At 68.1% G+C, this 21468-nt stretch carries 20 protein-coding genes, 1 tRNA gene and 1 pseudogene; 11 read left to right on the top strand and 11 right to left on the bottom strand.

Annotation, left to right across the window (positions count from 1 at the left end; genetic code table 11):
* The 5 genes and pseudogenes from ACVNF4_RS06090 to ACVNF4_RS06070 all read left to right on the top strand — a co-directional run.
* Positions 1–141, top strand: a pseudogene (locus tag ACVNF4_RS06090) (SGNH/GDSL hydrolase family protein); the annotation flags it as partial.
* Positions 142–197: 56 nt separating this feature from the next.
* Positions 198–638, top strand: coding sequence for a maleylpyruvate isomerase N-terminal domain-containing protein (locus ACVNF4_RS06085; protein WP_461801628.1), 441 nt, complete (start codon positions 198–200; stop codon positions 636–638).
* On the top strand, positions 560–946 hold the full coding sequence (locus ACVNF4_RS06080) for a maleylpyruvate isomerase mycothiol-dependent enzyme family protein (RefSeq protein WP_461801627.1): 387 nt from the start codon (positions 560–562) through the stop codon (positions 944–946). The genes ACVNF4_RS06085 and ACVNF4_RS06080 overlap by 79 nt, the downstream gene beginning before the upstream one ends.
* A 684-nt stretch (positions 947–1630) precedes the next feature.
* Positions 1631–2851, top strand: a complete 1221-nt coding sequence (locus ACVNF4_RS06075) for an acetyl-CoA C-acetyltransferase (RefSeq protein ID WP_461801626.1) — start codon at positions 1631–1633, stop codon at positions 2849–2851.
* A 270-nt stretch (positions 2852–3121) separates the two neighbouring features.
* A complete protein-coding gene (locus ACVNF4_RS06070; RefSeq protein WP_461801625.1) occupies positions 3122–3916 on the top strand; it encodes a hypothetical protein in 795 nt (264 codons plus the stop codon).
* A 258-nt stretch (positions 3917–4174) separates the two neighbouring features.
* On the opposite strand, the gene ACVNF4_RS06065 is transcribed toward ACVNF4_RS06070, so the two are convergent.
* Positions 4175–4486, bottom strand: coding sequence for a hypothetical protein (locus ACVNF4_RS06065; protein ID WP_461801624.1), 312 nt, complete (start codon positions 4484–4486; stop codon positions 4175–4177).
* A gap of 124 nt (positions 4487–4610) precedes the next feature.
* On the opposite strand from ACVNF4_RS06065, the gene ACVNF4_RS06060 reads away from it, so the two are divergent.
* A complete protein-coding gene (locus ACVNF4_RS06060) occupies positions 4611–4838 on the top strand; it encodes a DUF4287 domain-containing protein (RefSeq protein WP_461801623.1) in 228 nt (75 codons plus the stop codon).
* A 72-nt stretch (positions 4839–4910) separates the two neighbouring features.
* Here ACVNF4_RS06060 and ACVNF4_RS06055 read toward each other — a convergent pair whose 3' ends face one another.
* From ACVNF4_RS06055 to ACVNF4_RS06045, 3 genes are all read right to left on the bottom strand, one after another.
* The gene (locus ACVNF4_RS06055) at positions 4911–5798 is read right to left on the bottom strand and encodes a Bax inhibitor-1/YccA family protein (protein WP_461801622.1); all 888 of its coding nucleotides are present in this window, start codon (positions 5796–5798) and stop codon (positions 4911–4913) included.
* Positions 5799–6008: 210 nt separating this feature from the next.
* Positions 6009–7181: a 4-hydroxybenzoate 3-monooxygenase gene (locus tag ACVNF4_RS06050; RefSeq protein WP_461801621.1), complete on the bottom strand. Its 1173-nt coding sequence runs from the start codon at positions 7179–7181 to the stop codon at positions 6009–6011.
* Between the two features lie 175 nt (positions 7182–7356).
* Positions 7357–7440: transfer RNA gene (locus tag ACVNF4_RS06045), tRNA-Leu, on the bottom strand.
* Positions 7441–7872: 432 nt separating this feature from the next.
* Between ACVNF4_RS06045 and ACVNF4_RS06040 the strand changes: the two genes are divergently transcribed.
* Both ACVNF4_RS06040 and ACVNF4_RS06035 read left to right on the top strand, forming a co-directional pair.
* On the top strand, positions 7873–8646 hold the full coding sequence (locus tag ACVNF4_RS06040) for an ABC transporter ATP-binding protein (protein ID WP_461801620.1): 774 nt from the start codon (positions 7873–7875) through the stop codon (positions 8644–8646).
* Positions 8646–11174: an ABC transporter permease gene (locus ACVNF4_RS06035; protein ID WP_461801619.1), complete on the top strand. Its 2529-nt coding sequence runs from the start codon at positions 8646–8648 to the stop codon at positions 11172–11174. Before ACVNF4_RS06040 ends, ACVNF4_RS06035 begins: the two co-directional genes overlap by 1 nt.
* Positions 11175–11251: 77 nt before the next feature.
* Here ACVNF4_RS06035 and ACVNF4_RS06030 read toward each other — a convergent pair whose 3' ends face one another.
* Complete coding sequence (locus tag ACVNF4_RS06030; RefSeq protein WP_461801618.1) at positions 11252–12541, bottom strand: class I SAM-dependent methyltransferase; 1290 nt, start codon at positions 12539–12541, stop codon at positions 11252–11254.
* Between the two features lie 175 nt (positions 12542–12716).
* Between ACVNF4_RS06030 and ACVNF4_RS06025 the strand changes: the two genes are divergently transcribed.
* Entirely contained in the window at positions 12717–12950 is a 234-nt protein-coding gene (locus ACVNF4_RS06025; RefSeq protein WP_461801617.1) for a hypothetical protein, read from the top strand.
* A 9-nt stretch (positions 12951–12959) separates the two neighbouring features.
* Here the strand turns inward: ACVNF4_RS06025 and ACVNF4_RS06020 are convergent, their stop codons facing one another.
* The 4 genes from ACVNF4_RS06020 to mycP all read right to left on the bottom strand — a co-directional run bounded on the left by ACVNF4_RS06020 (position 12960) and on the right by mycP (position 17531).
* Positions 12960–13469 (bottom strand): hypothetical protein, encoded by a 510-nt coding sequence (locus ACVNF4_RS06020; RefSeq protein WP_461801616.1) that lies wholly within the window; start codon positions 13467–13469, stop codon positions 12960–12962.
* 72 nt (positions 13470–13541) lie between these two features.
* Entirely contained in the window at positions 13542–15839 is a 2298-nt protein-coding gene (locus ACVNF4_RS06015; protein ID WP_461801615.1) for a hypothetical protein, read from the bottom strand.
* Entirely contained in the window at positions 15836–16069 is a 234-nt protein-coding gene (locus ACVNF4_RS06010; RefSeq protein WP_461801614.1) for a hypothetical protein, read from the bottom strand. Before ACVNF4_RS06010 ends, ACVNF4_RS06015 begins: the two co-directional genes overlap by 4 nt.
* 160 nt (positions 16070–16229) lie before the next feature.
* Positions 16230–17531 (bottom strand): type VII secretion-associated serine protease mycosin, encoded by a 1302-nt coding sequence (mycP, locus tag ACVNF4_RS06005; RefSeq protein ID WP_461801613.1) that lies wholly within the window; start codon positions 17529–17531, stop codon positions 16230–16232.
* A gap of 979 nt (positions 17532–18510) precedes the next feature.
* On the opposite strand from mycP, the gene ACVNF4_RS06000 reads away from it, so the two are divergent.
* Together ACVNF4_RS06000 and ACVNF4_RS05995 are read left to right on the top strand one after the other, a co-directional pair.
* Entirely contained in the window at positions 18511–18744 is a 234-nt protein-coding gene (locus tag ACVNF4_RS06000; protein WP_461801612.1) for a hypothetical protein, read from the top strand.
* Between the two features lie 72 nt (positions 18745–18816).
* Positions 18817–19074: a hypothetical protein gene (locus tag ACVNF4_RS05995; protein WP_461801611.1), complete on the top strand. Its 258-nt coding sequence runs from the start codon at positions 18817–18819 to the stop codon at positions 19072–19074.
* Positions 19075–19120: 46 nt separating this feature from the next.
* On the opposite strand, the gene ACVNF4_RS05990 is transcribed toward ACVNF4_RS05995, so the two are convergent.
* Both ACVNF4_RS05990 and ACVNF4_RS05985 read right to left on the bottom strand, forming a co-directional pair.
* Positions 19121–19606, bottom strand: a complete 486-nt coding sequence (locus tag ACVNF4_RS05990) for a hypothetical protein (protein ID WP_461801610.1) — start codon at positions 19604–19606, stop codon at positions 19121–19123.
* Between the two features lie 277 nt (positions 19607–19883).
* Entirely contained in the window at positions 19884–21260 is a 1377-nt protein-coding gene (locus ACVNF4_RS05985) for an NAD(P)/FAD-dependent oxidoreductase (RefSeq protein WP_461801609.1), read from the bottom strand.
* Positions 21261–21468: the final 208 nt, after the last annotated feature.

Raw genomic sequence — 21468 nt, 5'->3', positions numbered from 1 at the left:
CCGGTCGCCCGCGCGGCCGCGGAGGCGGCGGCGGAGGCGGGGACGGAGGTGACGGCGGCGATGCCGACGGGGCCTCGGGGGCCTTGGGCGTTGCTGAAGCGGCGGCGGAGGAGGTTGCCGCAGGCGGCGGGGGCGGCTTGAGGGGGCTCCCCGAAATCGGCTGTCCGGTTTCCGCGTGCCGGTGATACACAGATGGCGTGTACACGCCTTTGAGCTTCCCCGAGCTGCTGCGACTGATCGACGAGCAGTCCGCCACGTTCCGTTCCGTCGTCGAATCCGCCCCCTCCCTCGACGCACCTGTGCCGTCCTGCCCCGGCTGGACCCTCGCCGATCTCGCCCAGCACATCGGGCAGGGGCGCCGGAAGTGGGCCCGGATCGTCGCCGCCGGGCCCGCGGACGGGCCTGTGCAGGTCAGCGACGTACTGCCCGAGGAACGCGAGGCCGTCTCCACGTGGCTGGCAGAGGGGACCCGACTGCTCCTCGACTCCCTGCGCACCGCCGGCCCCGGCCCTGCTGGACGTGGTGGGGCGATTCCCAGTCCCCCCAGACCGCGGGAGCCGTGGCCCGTCACCAGCTCCAGGAACTGGCGGTCCACACGTACGACGCTCAGCTCGCCCTGGGCAAGGCGGAGCCCCTGAACTCCCGGATCGCCGTGGACGGCGTGCACGAGTTCCTCACGACCTGCTGCGCCACATCCTCCCCCTGGCCGCACACCCCGGCCACCCTCGACTTCCGAACCCTGGAGGGGGAGACGTGGAGGCTCACCCTGTCCGACGAGGGAGCTCGGGCGGGGGTTCCCGACGAGACACCGGCCACTGCTGGTGTGGAGGAGGCTGCGGGGACGGTGGTGTTGTGGATGTACAACCGGGTGGGGTTGGAGGGGTTGGAGATCGCCGGGGAGTTGGAGGTCTTTGAGCGGCTTCGGGATTGGGATCCGGAGGCGTAGGGGTTTTTGGGGGCCGCGTTGAGGGGTTTGGTTTTTGTGGGCGTTGGTTGTCGGGCTGGCGCGCGGGGCTGTGACATTGGCTCTCTCGCCTACGGGGCGCCTAAGTCGGTGTCGAGGACACGACCGTGCTCAGCCCTTCGGGCCTCCGCGCGCCCGCGCCCTCGACACCGACGCGCCCCTTCGGCTCCTTCGCGGCCGGTGGCCGGAGACGGTGCCTGAGTGGGTGGGCACTCAACCGGCGTTCGTGGAGTTCGGGTGCGCCGTATTGGAAGAGGGCCCGGCGTTTGAGGGTGCAGGTGCGCGGGATGGCGGCGCAGCCGCCCTCTTAGGGGCGCGGGGAACTGCGCGACCAGCCACAACAAACCCGCAGCCACCCACACACCAAAACCACCCGACCCGGCGGGCGCATACCCAGCACCGAGGAAGCCTGAGCACGAGTACGCGGCCATGGCGGCGCAGCCGCCTCCTTAGGGGCGCGGGGAACTGCGCGACCAGCCACAACAAACCCGCAGCCACCCACACACCAAAACCACCCGACCCGGCGGGCGCTCACCCCGCACCCACAAGCGAAAAGCAAGCGCTTAGACAATTGCGGCCAGGGTCACACCTCCGCTCGCGTGACCGAGGCCATACGGCCGGGTAACTTCCAAGCATCAGCTGATCCCGTACGCCAATGGAGCCGTGATGCCTGAAGCCGTGATCGTCTCGACCGCCCGTTCTCCCATCGGCCGCGCCAACAAGGGATCCCTGAAGGATCTGCGGCCGGACGACCTGACCGCGACGATCATCCAGGCCGCACTGGCGAAGGTGCCCGAACTGGACCCCCGGGACATCGACGACCTGATGCTGGGATGCGGCCTGCCCGGCGGGGAGCAGGGGTACAACCTGGGGCGGATCGTGGCCGTACAGATGGGGATGGACCACCTGCCGGGGTGCACGATCACTCGTTACTGTTCGTCGTCCCTCCAGACGAGCCGGATGGCCCTGCACGCGATCAAGGCGGGCGAGGGGGACGTCTTCATCTCGGCCGGCGTCGAGATGGTCTCGCGGTACCGCAAGGGCAGCTCGGACGGCCTGCCGGACACCACCAACCCCCTCTTCGACGAGGCGATGGCGCGCACGGCGGAGGTCGCCCAGTCGACCGGGTCCAGCTGGCACGACCCCCGTGAGGACGGCCTCGTCCCGGACCCGTACATCGCGATGGGGCAGACGGCGGAGAACCTGGCCCGGGTGAAGGGCGTGACCCGGCGGGACATGGACGAGTTCGGGGTCCGCTCGCAGAACCTCGCCGAGGAAGCGATCAAGAAGGGCTTCTGGGAGCGGGAGATCACTCCGGTGACGCTGCCGGACGGGACGGTCGTCTCCACGGACGACGGTCCGCGCGCCGGCGTGACGATGGAGGGCGTGGAGGGGCTGAAGCCGGTGTTCCGGCCGGACGGTCTCGTCACCGCCGGGAACTGCTGCCCGCTGAACGACGGTGCCGCCGCCGTCGTCATCATGTCGGACACGAAGGCCCGCGAGCTGGGGCTCACCCCGCTCGCACGGATCGTCTCCACCGGGGTTTCCGGGCTGTCCCCCGAGATCATGGGGCTCGGGCCGGTCGAGGCCAGCAAGCAGGCGCTGAAGCGGGCGGGGCTCGGGATCGGGGACATCGACCTCGTCGAGATCAACGAGGCGTTCGCGGCGCAGGTGATCCCCTCCTACCGCGACCTCGGCATCGACCTGGACCGGCTGAACGTGAACGGTGGCGCCATCGCCGTCGGACACCCCTTCGGGATGACCGGTGCGCGGATCACCGGCACGCTGATCAACTCCCTCCAGTTCCACGACAAGCAGTTCGGGCTGGAGACGATGTGTGTGGGCGGCGGGCAGGGCATGGCGATGGTCATCGAGCGCCTCAGCTGAGCCCTGAGTAGCCGTCACGGCACCTGAAGTCACCGATCGGCCCGGAGTGCGGGAACCGCCCGAACTCCGGGCCGATTTGTGATCCAATCTCCCCCAGGATGTGACCTATCTCCCTGGCCACCGCAATTCCCCAGCTCAGGGCCGTTCCACCCCCTCCCCCCGGGCCCAAAGTCCTGTCCGTTTCGTGACGTTACGCACTGACAGGGGGAGAGTCCGCCCGCCAAGCTGAGGTAGGAAGTCGGGGGTCGACTTTGAACCGGGAGTACGTCAGTGAGCGCCTTGCCGATCGCCCTGCTGGTCACCACGGCTGCCACCGGCGCCGTGGGTGTCGCCGTCCTGCGCACCTTGCTGGCGCTGCGCCGCCAGGTGAAGGCGCTGAGCGCCCAGCTCGCGGAGAACCACACCGCCCTCGCCCACGGTCTCGTACCCGCCGCGCGCAGCTCCGACACCGACGGGATACGCGCCGCCGTCGCGGAGGCGCTCGCGGAGGAGCGGGAGCGGGAGCTGGCGGAGGCGCGCGCGTTCTGGGCCGCCCAGGAGGCGCGTGACGTCACCGACGCGCCCTCCCTCCTCGGGCTGCCCGACAGCGAGCTGTTCCTCCCCCGCCAGAGCGATTTCGCGGGTCTGGAGCCGGTGGGTGAGATCCCCTTGGACGCCGACGAGTTCACCGCCACGTCCGCCTCGGGTGACTCCCCCGAACTCGCCGCCGCCCGCCGCCGCCACCCCTCCCACCCCGACTTCGTCCCCGTCCAGTCCCCCGTCATGGGCGACCACGAGCGAACCGTCACCACCCTGGAGGACCTGGCCGCCGGCCGCGTAGAGCTGACGGACGTCCGCCCGGGCCCTCTCGGCACCCTCGACGTCTACGTCTTCGCCGACGGCACGACCCTCTGCATGACCCCGGGCCACCGGGAGACGGCAGAACGCCTGGCCTCGGCCCTGACCGCCGGCCACGCCCCGATCCTGCTGGGCGGCTCGGGCATCTCCGGCGCCTACACGCTGACGTTCGAGTGCGGCGAGGAGACGGTGTACATCCTGGCGGACAGGGTGATAGCGAGCTTGTAGGGGGCGGGGGTACGGCTGGGCCGGGCGGGGGGGGATTCCCGAGGTCCGCAGGGGGGGAGAGGGCTTGCAACTGGGGGCGAGGGCAAGGCTTTTGCTCTTTGGGCCGGGGCCGGGAGCACGCTTGCAGCCGACGCTCACCCCCGCTCTTTCAGGGACGCGGGGACGACGGTCACTTACAACCGGCGACCAGCCCAAGTCTTTCAGGGGCGCGGGGAACTGCGCGACCAGCCACGACGGCGGGTCAGCCGCGAACGAAGCTCAGACCCCCGCCCTCTTCCGCGCCTCCTCCACCACCCGCACCGCCTCCTCCACCTCCCCCTCGCTCCGCAGCACCACAGCCAGATCATGCGCGGCGACAGTGATCTGATCGGCGACGGCGAACATCCCGGCGTCAGGCATCACCCGAGCCTCAGCCCCCGGCGCCTCCACCTCCTGCGCCCACCTGGACAGCTCTTGGGCCAACCGCAAAGCCTCAGCGGCAGCGCCTCTCTGGAGGCGAGACTGCGGCGCCGCCCTCAACCGATCCGCAAACAAATCAACCGCGCGCAACAACGGCGTCGTATCCACCACGCCCGCGAGACTACGCCACCACCCCCCACCGACTCCCCGGGGACGGGACTGTTGCCAACAGGCGAACCCTCAGGCACGGTGACTTGAAGGACCGGCTTACACCCGATCGCCCCCGGAGGCGCCGATGTCCCAAGTCTTCTCCGAGGAGACCCATCGCAACCTGCTCGCCCGCATCCCCCACTGCACCGGCCGTGAAGTCTCCGACTGGCTGCGCACCGTCGCCGAAGGCCCCGCTCTCCGCTTCGAGGAGAAGGTCAGCTGGCTGCGCCACGAACACAACCTCGCGTACGGCCACGCGAAAGCCCTCATCCACGAGTACGACCTGAGGAGGGCCGCGCGCAATCTCCGCTGACCCCACGGAGAAGCAGCGAGAGGGCCCCGCGGCGTGAACCGCGGGGCCCTCTCGCTCAGGTACCGGCGACTACTAGTCGTCCCCGCCCTGGAGGATCGCCAGGAGCCGCAGGAACTCCATGTAGATCCAGACGAGGGTCATGGTGAGCCCGAAGGCCGCGAGCCACGCCTCCTCGCGGGGCGCCCCGTACGCGATCCCGTCCTCGACCTGCTTGAAGTCCAGCGCGAGGAAGCACGCGCCGAGCAGGATGCCGATGATCCCGAAGACGATGCCGAGACCGCCGCTGCGGAAGCCGAGGCCGTCACCGCCGCCGAAGACGGCGAACAGCATGTTGATCGCCATCAGCAGCACGAAGCCGAGCGCGGCGGCCATCACGAAGCCGTAGAACCGGCGGTTGACGCGGATCCAGCCGGCCTTGTAGGCGACGAGGACACCGGCCGAGACGGCCATCGTGCCGAGCACCGCCTGCGTGACGACGCCGGACGAGATGTACGTCGACACCGTCGCCGAGATGACGCCGAGGAAGACGCCCTCGAACGCCGCGTACGCCAGGATCAGCGCGGGCGCCGGACGCTGCTTGAAGGACTGGATGAGCGCCAGCACCATCGCGATCAGACCGGCACCGATGGCGATGCCGTACGACTTGTTGAGGTTGGCCGTGTCGACCGGCAGCAGGAGCCAGGCGAGGACGGCCGTGACGATGACCGTGCCGAGCGTCATCGCGGTGCGGGAGACGACGTCGTCCATCGTCATCGCGCCGGATGCGGTCTGCGGCGGTGCGCCTTGCTGGGTCTGCTGGGCGTACGGGTTCGTCGCGTAGGGGTTACCCGCCTGCTGGGCATACGGGTTGGCCTGCGTGGCGACAGCGGGTCCCCCGGCCTGCGGCGCGGCGTTGAAGCCCGCGTAGCCGTTGTCGCGGCTGAAGCCCCGTCGCGAGAAGACCGGGTTTCTGCTCCTCATTTCACTCCTCCATGGCCACCTCGCGCGGCCTTGGCATCAAGAGTAATGGAACGGCAAAAGATTGGCCCTAGCTCTTAAGGAGGATCTTTCTCCGCCGTGGTTGCGCCAACACGCTACGCGGCCTCTTGATTCCCTGACCGGCCGGGACCCATTCATGACCAAGTCGCGACACGTCCGGAACCGGGAGGAGACCGTCCGCTTATCGAGTCCTTAGTACGGGAACCCCGTGTACCCCTCCGCCAGCTCCGCACCCGCCGCGCGGGACCCGGCGATCCGCTCCAGGCGCGCGAGGGCGAGGCGGTCGTCGAAGGGGTCCGCGTCCGGCGCGCGGTGCAGCATCGTCGTCATGTCGTAGGAGAAACGCTCCGCCTGCCAGACGCGGCGCAGGCAGTCCGCCGAGTAGTTGTCGAGGAGGTCGGTGGAGCCGGTCTCCTGCTCGTGCGTGAGGGCCTTCGCCAGCGTGACGACGTCGCCGACCGCGAGGTTGAGTCCCTTCGCGCCGGTCGGGGGGACGATGTGCGCGGCGTCGCCGGCGAGGAAGAGGCGGCCGTGGCGCATGGGTTCGTGGACGTAGGAGCGCATGGGGGTGACGGACTTCTGGGTGATGGGGCCGCGCTGGAGGGTCCAGTCGTCGTCCGTCTCGAAGCGGCGGTCGAGTTCGTCCCAGATCTCGTCGTCCGTCCAGCTCTGCGCGTCCGTGCCGGCCGGGACCTGGAGGTAGAGGCGGGAGACGGAGGGGGAGCGCATGGACAGGAGGGCGAAGCCGCGGTCGTGGCGGGCGTAGACGAGTTCGTCGTGGGACGGCGGGACGTCCGCGAGGATGCCGAGCCAGCCGTAGGGGTAGGTCCGCTCGAAGGTGCGGGAGAGCTTCTCGGGGATCGCGCGCCGGGCGACGCCCCAGTAGCCGTCGCAGCCGACGACGTAGTCGCACTCCAGGGTCTCCTCGACGCCGCCGCGCCGGAAGCGCACGCGCGGGCGCGCGCTTTCCGCGTCCTCGACGGCCAGGGCCTCCGTCTCGAACAACAGCGGTCCGCCGTCGGCGAGTTGGAGGGCTATGAGGTCCTTGCAGACCTCGGTCTGGGCGTAGACGGTGACGGACTTGCCGCCGGTGAGGGCGGGGAAGTCGACGCGGTGGCGCGTGCGCGCGTAGCGCAGCTCTATGCCGTCGTGCCGCAGGCCCTCCTTGTCGAGCCGCTGCGCCGCCCCGGCCGCGCGCAGCACGTCCACGGTCCCCTGCTCCAGGATCCCGGCGCGCTGGCGGTGCTCGACGTACTCGCGGTCGTGGCTCTCCAGGACGACGGAGTCGATGCCGGCGTTGTGCAGGAGCCGGGCGAGGAGGAGGCCGGCGGGGCCGGCGCCGATGATGCCGACGGTGGTGCGCATCGAGCGTCCCTTCGAGCGAGAAGTGTTCGCGTGGTGAAGTTTTTTTCACCGATGACTGGACACGAGTCTGCGCTCGCCTTCAAGCAGTGTCAACGGCCGCGAAGGATGCCGCCGACGCCTTGATGGGCGGCACAGTCAACAAAAGGGGACATACGGTCAACAAAAGGGGCGGAGGTGCCCAGAGCCGGACTTGAACCGGCACGCCCGCTTCGGGGCAGCGAGGTTTAAGCTCGCCGTGTCTGCATTCCACCATCTGGGCTGGCCAAGGGCTCCGCGTCGTCGCGACCCGAGCCTATCGGGACGCCCTTTCCCAACAGCGGCCGGGGGAACCGATGTTGTCTTATTTTATTGATGTCTGAGGGAGCATCAGACCACGGAACAGGCCATCCGCACTTGCCAGTAGCCTGACCGGCGATCACCGCGCGTGTCCGGGGAATGACGGAATTTCACCGCCTGAACGAGGGCGCCCCACCGGTTCTCGACAGGAGCGCTCCACCGCACACCGTGTTCCCGTGGTCACCTCCGGTGTCAGGGTCCGGGGTCAGGGTCGGGGGTCATCCCCAGGTATGACAACACCGCCTTCAGTCACACCGAAGTCTGGTGCTGGATCCCGCACCGGAGAGTGACTACAACGACGGGGTGCGCCGCCGACGATGGACGAGTCCAGTCCCCGTCCTCAGGAGCGCCTTCCGTGACCACCACCCCCCTCGCAGCTCGGCCGACCGCCGCCGTGGCCGCCCGAGCCACGGATCTCTCGAAGATCTACGGACAGGGCGAAACCCGGGTGGTCGCCCTGGACCGCGTCTCCGTGGACTTCCAGCAGGCCCAGTTCACCGCGATCATGGGCCCCTCGGGCTCCGGCAAGTCGACGCTCATGCACTGCGTCGCCGGCCTCGACACGTTCTCCTCCGGTTCGGTCCGCATCGGCGACACCGAACTGGGCTCACTGAAGGACAAGCAGCTCACGAAGCTCCGGCGGGACAAGATCGGCTTCATCTTCCAGGCGTTCAACCTGCTCCCGACGCTGACGGCACTGGAGAACATCACGCTGCCGATGGACATCGCAGGCCGAAAGCCCGACAAGCAGTGGCTGGAAACGGTCATCTCGATGGTCGGTCTGTCGGGGCGTCTCAGCCACCGCCCGTCCCAGCTCTCCGGCGGCCAGCAGCAGCGCGTCGCCGTGGCCCGCGCGCTCGCCTCCCGTCCCGACATCGTCTTCGGCGACGAGCCGACCGGGAACCTCGACTCCCGCTCCGGCGCCGAGGTCCTGGGCTTCCTGCGCAACTCCGTCCGGGAGCTCGGCCAGACGGTCGTGATGGTGACGCACGACCCGGTCGCCGCGTCCTACGCGGACCGCGTGATCTTCCTGGCCGACGGCAGGGTGGTCGACGAGATGTACGAGCCGACGGCCGACGCGGTCCTGGACCTCATGAAGCAGTTCGACGCGAAGGGCCGTACCAGCTGATGTTCCGCACAGCCCTGCGCAACGTCCTCGCGCACAAGGCCCGCCTCCTGATGACCGTCCTCGCGGTCATGCTGGGCGTCGCCTTCGTCTCCGGGACCCTCGTCTTCACCAACACCCTGTCCAACGCCCTGGAGAACAGCTCCGCGAAGGGCTTCGACCAGGTCGACGTCGCCGTCCAGGCCCGAGCCCAGAAGTTCAAGGCGGACGAGGTCACCAAGACCCCCGAGCTGACCGACGCCCTGCTGAAGCGAGCCGCCTCGGTGGACGGCGCCGCCTCCGCGACCGGCGTGGTGACCGGCTTCGCCGCCATCGCCGACAAGGACGGCAAGCTGATCGGCAACGGCTTCGCCTCCCAGGGCGGCAACTACTGGGGCACCGAGGACGCCCGCTACCCGCTGGTCGGCGGCAAGCCTCCGGTGGGGCCGGACGAGATCGCGATGGACGCCGAGACCGCGAAACGCGCCGGCTACCAGGTCGGCGACACCGTCCGGATCTCCGTCGACGGCCCCGTCCTGACCCCGAAGATCTCCGGCATCTTCACGACGAAGGACGGCAACGTCGCGGCGGGCGGCAGCCTCACCCTCTTCGACACGGCGACGGCCCAGAAGCTCTTCGGCAAGACCGGCACGTATGACGAGATCGACGTCAAGGCCGCCGCCGGCGTCTCGCAGGCGGCCCTGAAGGCGGCCCTCGACAAGGCGCTCCCGGCGGACAGGACCGAGACGACGACGAGCGACCAGCTCGCCGCGGACCAGGCGGAAACGATCTCCGCGTCGATGAGCGGCCTCAAGCAGGGCCTGCTGGTCTTCGCCGGCATCGCCCTCTTCGTCGGCACCTTCATCATCGCCAACACCTTCACCATGCTGGTCGCACAGCGCACGAAGGAACTGGCCCTGCTGCGCGCGGTCGGCGCCTCCCGCCGCCAGGTGACGCGGTCGGTGCTGATCGAGGCGTTCGTCGTCGGCGTGGTCGCCGGGGTGACCGGCCTGGCCGTCGGCATCGGCATCGGCGCGGGTCTGCGCACGCTGCTGGAGCAGACGGGCGCGATCATCCCGGACGGCCCGCTGATCATCTCGTCGGGGACGATCCTGTCGGCCCTGGCCGTCGGCGTCGTCATCACGATGCTCGCCGCGTGGCTGCCGGGCCGCCGAGCCGCGAAGATCCCGCCGGTCGCCGCCATGAGCAGCCTGCACGCCAAGGCGACGACGCGCTCCCTCGTCGTCCGCAACACCCTCGGCGCGCTGATCTCGGCGGCGGGCGCGGGGACGGTCCTGACGGCCACGACGATGAAGGGGACCGAGGCGCAGACCGCCATGGGCATCGGCGCGGTCCTGCTGATCATCGGGGTCTTCATCCTCACGCCGCTGCTGTCCCGGCCGCTGATCGCGGCGGCGGGGCCGCTGCTGCGCGGGTTCGGGATCTCCGGGAAGCTGGCCCGCCAGAACTCGGTGCGCAATCCGCGCCGGACCGCCGCGACGGCGTCCGCGCTGATGATCGGCCTCACGCTGATCACGGGCATGACGGTGATCGCCGGCAGCCTCCAGCGGTCCATCGAGAAGATGGCGTCCGACTCGATCCGCGCGGACTACGTCGTCTCCATGGTCAACGGCAACGACCTCGCGCCGGACGTGGAGAAGAAGCTCAAGGAGACGCCGGGCGTCGAGGCGACCAGCCCGATGCGCAACTCCCCCTCCCGGATCGACGGTGACCACGAGTCGCTGACCGGGGTGGACGGCTCCACGGTCGGCAAGCTGATCAACGTGAAGATCGAGGAGGGCCGCTTCGCGGTCGGCGGGACGAGCGTCGTCGTCGACAAGGCGGCGGCGAAGGAGCACGGCTGGCAGGCGGGGTCGGAGTTCACCGTCCACTACGAGGACGGCAAGAGCCAGCGGCTCACGGTCGGCGGGGTCTACGAAGGCACCGACTTCCTGAACGGCATCCTGCTCGACGCCGCGACGCTCGCGCCGCACCAGAGCGAGCTGACCGACATGAGCGTCATGGTCAAGACCGCCGAGGGGGCGTCGTCCGCGGTGAAGGACCGGCTGGTCAAGGCGCTCGGGGACAACCCGGGGATCCAGGTCCAGAGCAAGCAGGACATCTCGAACCGGATCGCGCAGTTCTTCACACTGCTGTTGAACATGCTGTACGGGCTGCTGGCGATGGCCGTCATTGTCGCCGTCCTCGGGGTCGTCAACACCCTCGCGATGTCCGTCTTCGAGCGGTCCCAGGAGATCGGGATGCTCCGCGCGATCGGTCTCGACCGGCGGGGCATCAAGCGGATGGTCCGGCTGGAGTCCCTCGTCATCTCGTTGTTCGGGGGGATCCTGGGGATCGGCCTCGGCCTCTTCTTCGGCTGGGCGGCGGGTGAGCTGATCGGCCCCAGCCTGCCGACGTACGAACTCGTCCTGCCCTGGGCGCGTATCGCCGTCTTCCTCGCGCTGGCGGGGACGGTGGGGATCCTCGCGGCCCTGTGGCCGGCCCGTCGGGCATCCCGGTTGAACATGCTGGGGGCGATCAAGGCGGAGTAGGGGGAGGGGAGTCGGGGCGGTCTCTGCCACGGGGGTGGAGACCGCCCCGGTTCTTCATGTTCTGTGCAGGACCGTGGTCACCCGGACCAGGTGCGTGAGCGCAGGGGCAGTCCCGAAGTGCCGGAATCCGGGGTGCGTACCGCGAGCACCTGGTTGACCCCGATGCGGTTGCGCTCGAAGGCGAGTGCTGAGGCGGCCATGTACAGCTGCCAGACTCTCGCCCGTCCGGGGCTGACCAGTCCGACCGCCCGCTGCCACTCGTCCTCCAGGTTCGCCACCCACCTGCGCAGCGTCAGCGCGTAGTGCTCCCGGATCGACTCGACGTCCCGCACCTCGAAGCCGGCGCGCTCCAACTGTGTGACCGTGGTGCCGATCGGCGCGAGTTCCCCGCCGGGGAAGACGTAGGCGTCGATGAACGAGTCGAGACGGTAGGCGTCTTCGTCGCCCTGAGGCCGCCGCGCGATCTGGTGGTTGAGCAGCCGTCCGCCGGGGGCGAGGAGCCGGTGCAGTTGCCGGGCGTACTCCAAGTACTTCTCGGCGCCCACGTGTTCGGCCATGCCGATGGAGGAGATCGCGTCGTAGGGGCCGTCGTCCACGTCCCGGTAGTCCTGCACGCGGATGTCGACGAACTCGGTCAGCCCGGCCTCGGCGACCCGCTTGCGCGCGAGGAGGGCCTGTTCCTGCGAGAGGGTCACGCCGACGACCTGTGCGCCGTACTCGCGCGCGGCGTGGATGGCGAACGAGCCCCAGCCGCAGCCGACGTCGAGAACGCGCTGCCCCTTTCGGAGCCCCAGCTTCCGGCAGACGAGGTCGAGCTTGTCCCGCTGGGCGTCCTCCAGGGAGGCGCCCTCGTCCCAGTAGGCGCAGGAGTAGACCATGGAGGGGCCGAGCACGAGCGAGTAGAAGTCATTGCCGACGTCGTAGTGGTGGCTGATCGCCTGACGGTCGGTGCTCCGCGTGTGCCGGTGCCGAACCCTTCGCGTCTCCTCCGCGGGCGGGGCGGGCGGCAGGGGCAGCCCGGCGAGCTTCACGAGCGCGAGCACTCCGCGGCGGAACGAGGCCTGCCGCAGAGCCTGCGCGAGCGACGGAGTCCCGTCCCTCTTCTCCCAGACCATCCCCGACACCGCCTCCAGCGCGGCATAGAGATCCCCCTCCACCTCCAGATCCCCCGCCACCCAAGCCCTGGCCAACCCCAGCTCCCCCGGCCTGAACACCAGCCTCCGCACGGCCCGCCGATTCCGCACCACCAACACCGGCGCTCCCTCCGGCCCAGCCTCACTTCCATCCCAGGCCCTGACCCTCACCGGCACCGCCCCACCCCCCACCAGCCCCAACGCCTCCACCAGCCGCCCTGCGGCACCACGCATGGCACCCACCTCCGTGACAACAATCCCGGAACGCCCTGTCACCCACGTAAACACACAACGCCGTCACTTCCAGTCCCCCACAACCACCAAGCGCCAGCAAATTGTCAGTTCCGGCCAGTACGATCCCTCCACGGCGGAGTTCCCCCGAGGACGTCAGGCATCAGGAGAGAACGGCATGAACGCACTCGACCAACTGAGCGTCCTCGGGCTTGTGCTGGCCGCAGTGCTCCTGCTGATGGCCTGCGTCAAGACAGACCGCGTACGCGCCTGGCGGGCCCGGTTCAACCCCCGGGGCGAGGAACTCCCCGGCTCCGCCTTCGTCGCGGCCCGCATCCTGTTCGTCCTCCTCGCCGGCTTGATGATCTACATGGCGATCGACGGGTTCGCCGTGTCCAGCAGGCAGCCATGAACAAGCTGATCAACCGCATTCAGCGGACGTCTCAAGTCCCTGAACATAAGACTCGATCAGCTTTTTCATAGCCTCCGAATCCGATCGACCGTCAGCAAATACCTGGACGACTCCATACAGGTCCTGATCCGGATGCTCTTCGGACTTACAAGCCGCTGAAGTCTTCCCGACAGCACCGACGCCCGAATACAGATAACGCCCATCGTCCGTCACCTCCCCGCCTTCTGTATTCGCGTATGCCACAGCAACTGTGGTGGCGCTCTCCCTGTCACCCCACCACGCCATGGTCTCCCGGACGACGGTCTTTCCGTCAACAGCCACATCGCACCGCTTTGTCCCACCGTTGGGATTCGATGACTTAACCGTAAGGGAGCCTCCTCCCGGCAAAAACGGATCGATCAGTTTAGGGTCCACCTTGATCTCACACAAGACACCGGGAATCGTATAGCTCTTCTCGCGTTCCCCTTTTCCATTCGAGCATGCCGACATCATCAATGTCCCAGCCAAAACCGCGGCCACGAAAGATGAAAATCTGAAAGAGCGCGAAGATCGAGTAATTCGGAGGCGGGGCACGAGCTTTTCCTCTCGGCTTCAGATTTCGGTCTTCAGGTGTGGTGCCATGAACTGGGAGTTCACTCCCGCCGCCCTGAAACCTTCTTGAGCAGCAACACGCACCTTCTCGTCGATGCTGCCATCTTGCAGATCGGTTCGGTTGTGTGCCTTGGCCGCGAGTTCGGCCGCCCGTTCCGTGTAAGTCACGTTCTGGTCCATACCCAGCTCCCACTTCTCTCCCATAGCAGCCCCCGCATCATCCTTCGCATGACCTTCCGCATCCTGGAACAGTTCCTCGAGAACCAAGCTGCTGACAGATCCCGCGATACCGCCGGCGACCGCACCACCCACTGGACTCGCGATGAACGTGGCACCGACGCCGATGCCCGTGCCGATCGCACCCGAAGCGGTGTTCTTCCATTGGGCGATGGAATGCTCATAAGCTTTGTCGTCTTCATCGGCCGGACCGGCGATGGCCTCTTGCCGCCCAATGGCGAGCGTCCCCGAGATCTCACCCGATCCGTGAGCAATCTGTTCGATGGTGAACTGCGTGTCCTGAGAATATCGATTCTCAGAAGAGAGATCCGGATTCATGTGATAGTCCATCAGGCTTGCCATATAAGACTTGTTCGCCACTTCGATCGCCGCGTACCCTTCCGGATTCTGACCGACAGAGATCAGCAAAGCTGTCACATCCCGGTGATTAAGCGTGGCGGACGCCCCGGAGACGGGGAAAAGCCTGTCCGTGTCCCCGTCACCGTCGTCCGTCATCGCCCGATTGACATCGGGAAGATATTCAGAGGTGATCTGTCCGATACTGTCCGACATATATCCGTTGTCCGTGAGCCTTTCAGGGCTGTCCGCGATCGACGAGACGATGGACTCGAACAGTTTGGCTTGCTGAGGGTTGTGGGCGGGCGTGTCGACGGTAGGCATCTCCCCCGCCGGATGCCCCGTGGTCGCCGCTTCCAACGCCATCGCCAAATAGTTCTTCCCGGTATCGAGGTCGTCGCCTTCGAGGCTGGTTTCCTGGGGCCAGTCTCGTTCTTCGAAGAGGTACTGGAAGTTGGAGAGGGGGACTTTGCCTTTGGCGCCGTTGCCGTCGGTGTCGCGGAGGAAGGGGTTGTTGGGGTCGTCTTTGGTGATGTAGGGGTCGTTGAAGAAGGTGGTGGCGGCGTCGGGGCTGTTGGAGAGGGCGCGCATGTAGCCGGTGAGGGGGTCGGCGCCGGAGTCGTCGCCGAGGAAGTTGAGGCGTTGGTAGGTGCCGATGCCGCCGCCGAACTGCCAGAAGCGGTTGGGGTGTTGGCCGTTGGCGGTGAGTTCTCTCTCCGTGGCCATCATGCGGGTGCCGTAATCCGTGAGGAACTTGTCGTCGTAGTCCCCGGCCCGCATGAGGTTGCTCATGACCTGGAAACCCATGGGTCCGCTGTCACCCCCGATCCGCTTCGCGCCGAGCCCGGTCATGTCGTCCTTCCAGGCGCTCATCGCGGCGGAGTCGCTCTGTGAGGCACCGGCGAGGGTGAGGCTCAGGCCGCGCTGAAGGTCGTCGAGCTGCTCGCGTCGTTCGCCGACGAGGTCGTAGTTGCGGCCGTCGGTGAGGCCGGACCAGAACTCCAGGGTCTTCTGCGGCCCGAGCCCCGTGGCGAACCGTTCGGCGAACAGCGGGTCGGCGCCGAACTTCTTGAAACCCGCGTTGAGTTGATCAAACTCCTTGACCGTGAGGTCGTGGGGGTCCTTCCGCGCCAGCCGCGCGAGGTCGTCGGCCTCCTTGACGGCCGCGGCTGCGGAGTCCCGGTCCTTGTAATCGGCACCGGAGAAGCCCAGTTCACTCTGGTCGGAGAGGGCCTTGAGGACGGTCGCCGCCGAACTGTCGCTCGTGGACGCCTGGTTGAGGATCTTCTGGATGTCGTCGCGGACGGCGGTCAGCTCGGCCGTGCGGTCGGGCTCGTTGCCGGCGGGGTCCCGGGGGCGGGCCGTCAACGTCACCATGAAACCGTCGCCTTGGGGAAGGACGCTGAACCCCTTCGCGCGGGCTCCTTCGACAGCTGTCGCCAACTGCCGGTGGAATCCCTTCAGTTCGCCGAGCGTGTCGTCGAGGATCCGGTAGATGCTGTTCGCCTGGGTGTGCGCGTCAGCAAACTCGCCGGCCGTCTTGCCGATGAACTCCTTGCTGACCTGGTGGTTCACACCAGCCCAGTTGGCCCTGTTGGCGGCCTGGTGCAGGCCCGTCTCAGCCTCCTTCTGGAGCTGCTCCAGGTTCGTGACGAGCGTCCCCCAGTCGGTGACCGCCTCGGAGAGCAGGGCAAAGTTGGCGTGGTACAGGGCGTCGAATTTCACGAGGCGTCACCCCTCGGTCGGCGGAGCGGCAACGCGTACAGGTCGTTGGACAAGGTGTGCACGCAGGCGCCGATCGCCGTGAGGTCTTTCTGCGGGACCCTCGGGACGCCGTACGCACCCGGCATCGTGACCTGCCGGCCGTCCGGGTCCATGCCGAGGTCCAGGCCCCCCGAACCGTCTTGGCGCTCTGACGCAGCCGCCTTGCGCTGCCCCCGCTCGTCCCAGGCCATCGACAGTCACCTTCCCCGTGTGCGGCGCGCGGCCGGCAGCAGTCACGCGGCCGTGCGTCACCGATCTCCGGGCCAAGGTAGCAACTTGGTAAGAGAAACAGGGGTATGTGTTTCGGATGAGATGAGGGGTGAGGTGTGGAGGGTTTGGGGAGGGGCCGGGTCAGGGGGCGCCGGGGGGCTGGTGCGGGGGTGGGGGGATGCTGCCCGGCATGGTGGGGGGTGGGCCGAAGCCCTGGTGAGGTGCGGGGGGTTGCTGGACGGGGGTGCGGCGCTTTCGGACGACGGCTGCTGCGGCCACGCCGGCCAACACCAAGGCGCCGGCGCCGAGGCCGAGCCAGGGGGTGCCGTCGTCGTCCTTGGCGGCGGTGGCCGTTTTCGCGGGTTCGCTCTCTTTCACCGAAGGTGTGGGTGACGCTACCTTCTCGGCTGCTGCGAGGTCGGGGAGGGGGTAGACATCGGCGGGGCCTGGGTCGCCGGGGGTTTTGAGCGCGATGCGGGGGCGGACGATGCCGTAGCCGATGGCGTCGTTGCGCTTCGCTCCGTCGGTGGGGCCGCCGATCGTGTTCAGCATGACGCGGAGGATCTGGTTGTTGGTCCAGGTGGGGTGGGCGGACCAGATGAGGGCGGCGCTGGCGGAGGCGAGGGCGGTGGCGTCGCTTGTGCCGTGGCTCCTGCAGAGACCGGTTTCTCCACCACAGGCGTGGACCATGTCTTCGCCGGGGGCTGCCATGTCGACCTGAGGGCCGTACTGGGACTCCGCTGTCCGCCGAAGGTCCTTGCCCACCGCCGCAACCCCGACCACTCCCGGGGTGGCTGCTGGATATTCAGGCTGGTTGCCGCCGTTCCCGCTGTTTCCGACAGCCGCGAAGATCAACGCCCCTTTTCCCAGGGCGTACTTCACGGCCTCCCTCACGCCTGAAGAGTCGCCGGTCTGTCCCAGGGAGATATTGATGACCTTCGCCCCTGCGTCTACCGCGTAGCGAATCGCTCCGGGGAGGACCTCGTTGAACCGTCGGTTTCCCTCAGCCAGATTGGCCGCTTGACCGCTCTTGGGCATACGGACAGGGAGGATCTTCACTCCGGGAGCCAGGCCGAACGCACCGTTTCCACCGTCGTATGCGCCGGTTCCCGCAATCAGACCCGCCATGCCTGTGCCATGGCCGTCATAGTCCGTACGCTCGTCACCGGGTTGATCCGTGGCGAAGTTCTTGCCCGACAGGACGCGCCCTGCGAGGTCAGGATTGGCGGAATCCACACCGGTGTCGATGACCGCGACGGTGATGCCCTTACCGGTGCTCGTCTTCCACATCGTGTCGGCCTGCATCCGGTCCAGGAACCACTGCTGTCCACGAGTCGACCCGGCACTCACCGCTGGAGTTCCCGCAGCGCCCACCAGCAGCAGACCCAGAGCCGCCGCTGCGGCAGCGCGACGAGCCCGGCGTCGACCAGCACTGAAGCGCATGAGCTTCGCTCTCCCTAATCCCGCGACATGTCAGTCGACGACCGGCGGCACCGTCGGACGACGATTCCGCCGCCATGTTTCCTCGTCCTCGGTCACACCGTACGGTCGGTTGCTTCCGTTTCTCGCAGCCGTCGAAGGTGCCGCCTGGGACGAGCGCGACGCGACCCCCGCCGCACCATGTCCTTCGTCGGAGCGGGACGGGACGGTCGTAGCACCCGTGATCGCGTTCCGTGATCCTGTTCCGGCCGAAGGGCGGGCGCCGATTGCTCCGGAGCCGGGGACACGTCCTGGCCGCTGCGGCGCATTACCGCCCACTACACCGGGGTTGGGTGTCGAGCGTCCCCCGACGACACCGGACGGAGACACGGGGCGAGCGCCGGAAGTCGCACCGGGGGTGGACGTCGCTCGGCCGACAGGGGTCGCCGGACCGGTGGTCTGTCCCATCGGTCCCATAGGACCGCGGGTCGGTGAACCCTCCCCGCCGACGACCGTGCCACGCGGAATGGCTCCGGCCTGCCTGCCCTCGGAAGGGAGAACCGGGCGACCCCCGATGACGCCGTTGCCACCAGTGACGTCCGGAACACGGCCCACAGGCGTTGCCGTCCCAGTTCCCTGACCGGGCAGGATCATCGGCACCCTGCCCGTACCAAGTGCCCGCCCTTGTGCCACCGGGTTGACGGGCGAGGTCTGCCCGCCGCCGAGCAGGGGAGGGACGGAGCCTGGTTGCGTCGTACCCCTTGTCGAACTGGGGTCGACAGGAACTCTTGGGGTCTCCGCCGGGGTCGGTACCGGCAAGGTACCGACCGAGTCGACGGCTGTCCGCACGGGAGTCGGCGTCTCCTCAGGGATGTGCACCTGGGCCGGGGAGACACCTGAAGCATGACGCGGAAGAGAACTGCTGCTCGAAACGGCCGAGTTGCCGACCGCAGTGCTCCCTCCAGCGGACGAGTTCACGCCGCTGGAAGCATCCGACCTAGCCATGCTCTTCGAACCATCACGTTTTGTCACATCATCGGGTATGAACGCCTCTGGCGGCGGAGGCAGCTTCGGCCTCTCCAACGCATTCATCCGCGCAGCCGACCACGCATACGACTGCGCCAACTTCGTCATCTGCGCAGCCGCCTCCAACCGCACCTTCTCCCGATCCGCCTTCAAAGCCGCCAACTCACCGGACGACTTCGACGCGATCCCCGCAGCATCAGGATCATTGTGAGCCGCCCGCGCGGCAGCAAGGTTGGCCGTCGCCCCAGGCACATCACGAGGGATGGACGCCTGCGCCAGGGCGATGGAGTCGGACGCATGCCCCAGCCAGACCCCGGACTCACGGCTGAAGTCACTCAACCGCAGCGTCGCCCCCGCGAGATCGGCGGCCCAGGTACGGAACGCGTCGGCGCCGTCCCCCTTCCAGGACACCCGCTGCGGCCGGACCCCCAGCTCCTTGGCGATCTTCTCGATCTCGCCGGCCGCCGACTTCAACCGCTCGGCGGCACCCGACACCACCCCCGCGTCCGCCTGGTCCAGCCACGCCAGCATCTGCTCGTGACTCATGCCGTCGAAGAACGTCCCCCCGGAACTCTCCGCGTCACGCATCAGATCCCCCCGCCACCCGTGCCCTCCGCCGGCGCGGGCTTCGGTTTGGGCTGCTGTCCCGGCACGCTCGGGGTGTAGACCCCGCCGTACTCCTTCGTCGCCTCGGCGCTGATCGCGGCCATCCGCCGGCGGACGTCGAGGTCGATGTTCTCGTACCCCTTGTGGGAGGCGAGGACGGCGATGCCCATGCCCTCCATGCAGTCGGAGAGGACCTTGGAGAGCTTCTCCAGTTCGCTGATGACCGTCTCGTACGCGGTGAAGAGCCCGGCAGCCTCGCCCCACCCCTCGTTCCCCCCGCCGAACTGGTGGCGGACGAGTTGGTCCTGGCCGAGTTCGGTGGGGCCCGCGGAGGACCCCTTGAGGGTCTTGATCAGTTCGTCTATGCGCGTCCGGAAACCTGTGAACGACGCGTACTCCGCGGCCAAGCCGGCCTGGGCCTGAACCGCGTGCTGCGCGGCGGCCGCCGAGTTCAACCCGCCCTCCATCAACATTCCGTCACCCTCCCCGTACGGATCACTCATTCAACTCTAACCACCGGCACCGACAACCGGCCCCCGAGGGCCCGCACCCCCATCCAACCCCCACATCCACCGTCCCCGCATGAGCGTTTGTACTCAGCCGGGCCCGGCACACCCACGCACACCCACGCCGAAGGGGCCGCCCGCACCACGGATGGCGGACGACCCCTTCGGGTGGATCAGATACGGCAACTCCTCCGGGAGGCAGGGAAATCGAAGGCTCCCGCCCTCAACTCCCCACCTCTCAAGAAGCCTTGGCCTCGGTCTTCGGAGCGGCGACGGCGGGCGCCGGCTTGGCGGCCTCGTAGAACTCCTCGCGAGGAGTCTCCAGCGCACCGAGGGCGACGACCTCTCGCTTGAGGAACATCCCCAGCGTCCAGTCGGCGAAGACGCGGATCTTGCGGTTCCAGGTCGGCATGGCCATGCCGTGGTACCCGCGGTGCATGTACCAGGCGAGCCGCCCGCGCACCTTGATCTTCATCTTGCCCATGACGATCATCGCGACGCCCTTGTGCAGGCCGAGACCCGCGACGGCGCCCTTGTTCGCGTGGGAGTAGGTCTTCTGCGGGAAGCCCCGCATGCCGGAGACCACGTTGTCGCCGAGGACCTTGGCCTGACGCAGAGCGTGCTGCGCGTTCGGCGGGCACCAGGCGTTCTCGACGCCGGCCTTGCGGGCGGCGACGTCCGGGACCTGGGCGTTGTCGCCGGCGGCCCAGATGTAGTCGGTGCCCTGGACCTGGAGCTTCTCGGACGTGTCGACGTGACCGCGGGGACCGAGGGGCAGGCCGTAGCGCGCGAGGACGGGGTTCGGCTTGACGCCGGCCGTCCACACGATCGTGTTGGAGTCGACCTCAAGGCCGTTCTTCAGGACGACGTGGCCGTCGACGCAGGAGTCCATCGAGGTCGAGAGGTAGATCTCGACGCCGCGGCTCTCCAGGTGCTCCTTGCCGTAGAGGCCGAGCTTGGGGCCGACCTCGGGGAGGATCTTGTCGGCGGCGTCGACGAGGACGAAGCGCATGTCCTCGCGGGAGACCGTCTTGTAGTACTTGGCGGCGTCCCGGGCCAGGTCCTCGACCTCGCCGATGGTCTCCGCACCCGCGAAGCCACCGCCGATGAAGACGAAGGTGAGGGCCTTGCGGCGGATCTCCTCGTCGGTCGTGGAGTCGGCCTTGTCGAGTTGTTCGAGGACGTGGTTGCGCAGGCCGATGGCCTCCTCGACGCCCTTCATGCCGATGCCCTGTTCGGCGAGGCCGGGGATCGGGAAGGTGCGGGAGACGGCGCCGAGCGCGATCACCAGGTAGTCGAAGGGCAGCTCGTACGCCTCGCCGACGAGCGGGGCGATCGTCGCGACCTTGCGGTCCTGGTCGATGGTGGTGACCCGGCCGGTGAGCACCTCCGCCTTCGGCAGCACGCGTCGCAGCGGGACGACGACGTGGCGCGGGGAGATGTTGCCGGCGGCGGTTTCGGGGAGGAAGGGCTGGTAGGTCATGTACGACCGGGGGTCGACGACCGTGACGGTCGCCTCGCCGTAGCGCATCTTCTTGAGGATGCGCCGAGCTGCGTACAGGCCTACGTACCCACCGCCTACTACGAGGATCCTGGGACGCTCCGTGGTGCTCATGCCATCGAGTATCCACCCGGGTCAGGGGGGTCGCTCGTGCGCCCCTTCACAAGCTTCTCCAGGGGGTGTGTTATCCTCCGCGACTCGCGTGATCCATGTCATGTCCGCGAGTGGGAACCCACTCCCCCGTCACTCCGTTGTCAATGGCCCCCGACCTGCTTGTCCGGCACCTCGGAGGCTCCACGAGGGGCTCGTACGACACCTCCGC

This window comes from Streptomyces sp. S6, from assembly GCF_054880855.1.
This window is presented reverse-complemented; position numbering and strand designations above follow the sequence as displayed.

What these genes read in the sequence shown, in the direction of transcription:
- ACVNF4_RS06075 (WP_461801626.1), top strand. Translation starts at nt 1,631, where the DNA reads ATGCCTGAAGCCGTGATCGTCTCGACCGCCCGTTCTCCCATCGGCCGC.
- ACVNF4_RS06060 (WP_461801623.1), top strand. Translation starts at nt 4,611, where the DNA reads ATGTCCCAAGTCTTCTCCGAGGAGACCCATCGCAACCTGCTCGCCCGC.
- ACVNF4_RS06055 (WP_461801622.1), bottom strand. Translation starts at nt 5,798, where the DNA reads ATGAGGAGCAGAAACCCGGTCTTCTCGCGACGGGGCTTCAGCCGCGAC.
- ACVNF4_RS06050 (WP_461801621.1), bottom strand. Translation starts at nt 7,181, where the DNA reads ATGCGCACCACCGTCGGCATCATCGGCGCCGGCCCCGCCGGCCTCCTC.
- ACVNF4_RS06035 (WP_461801619.1), top strand. Translation starts at nt 8,646, where the DNA reads ATGTTCCGCACAGCCCTGCGCAACGTCCTCGCGCACAAGGCCCGCCTC.
- ACVNF4_RS06030 (WP_461801618.1), bottom strand. Translation starts at nt 12,541, where the DNA reads ATGCGTGGTGCCGCAGGGCGGCTGGTGGAGGCGTTGGGGCTGGTGGGG.
- ACVNF4_RS06025 (WP_461801617.1), top strand. Translation starts at nt 12,717, where the DNA reads ATGAACGCACTCGACCAACTGAGCGTCCTCGGGCTTGTGCTGGCCGCA.
- ACVNF4_RS06010 (WP_461801614.1), bottom strand. Translation starts at nt 16,069, where the DNA reads ATGGCCTGGGACGAGCGGGGGCAGCGCAAGGCGGCTGCGTCAGAGCGC.
- mycP (WP_461801613.1), bottom strand. Translation starts at nt 17,531, where the DNA reads ATGCGCTTCAGTGCTGGTCGACGCCGGGCTCGTCGCGCTGCCGCAGCG.
- ACVNF4_RS06000 (WP_461801612.1), top strand. Translation starts at nt 18,511, where the DNA reads ATGCTCTTCGAACCATCACGTTTTGTCACATCATCGGGTATGAACGCC.
- ACVNF4_RS05995 (WP_461801611.1), top strand. Translation starts at nt 18,817, where the DNA reads ATGGAGTCGGACGCATGCCCCAGCCAGACCCCGGACTCACGGCTGAAG.
- ACVNF4_RS05990 (WP_461801610.1), bottom strand. Translation starts at nt 19,606, where the DNA reads ATGGAGGGCGGGTTGAACTCGGCGGCCGCCGCGCAGCACGCGGTTCAG.
- ACVNF4_RS05985 (WP_461801609.1), bottom strand. Translation starts at nt 21,260, where the DNA reads ATGAGCACCACGGAGCGTCCCAGGATCCTCGTAGTAGGCGGTGGGTAC.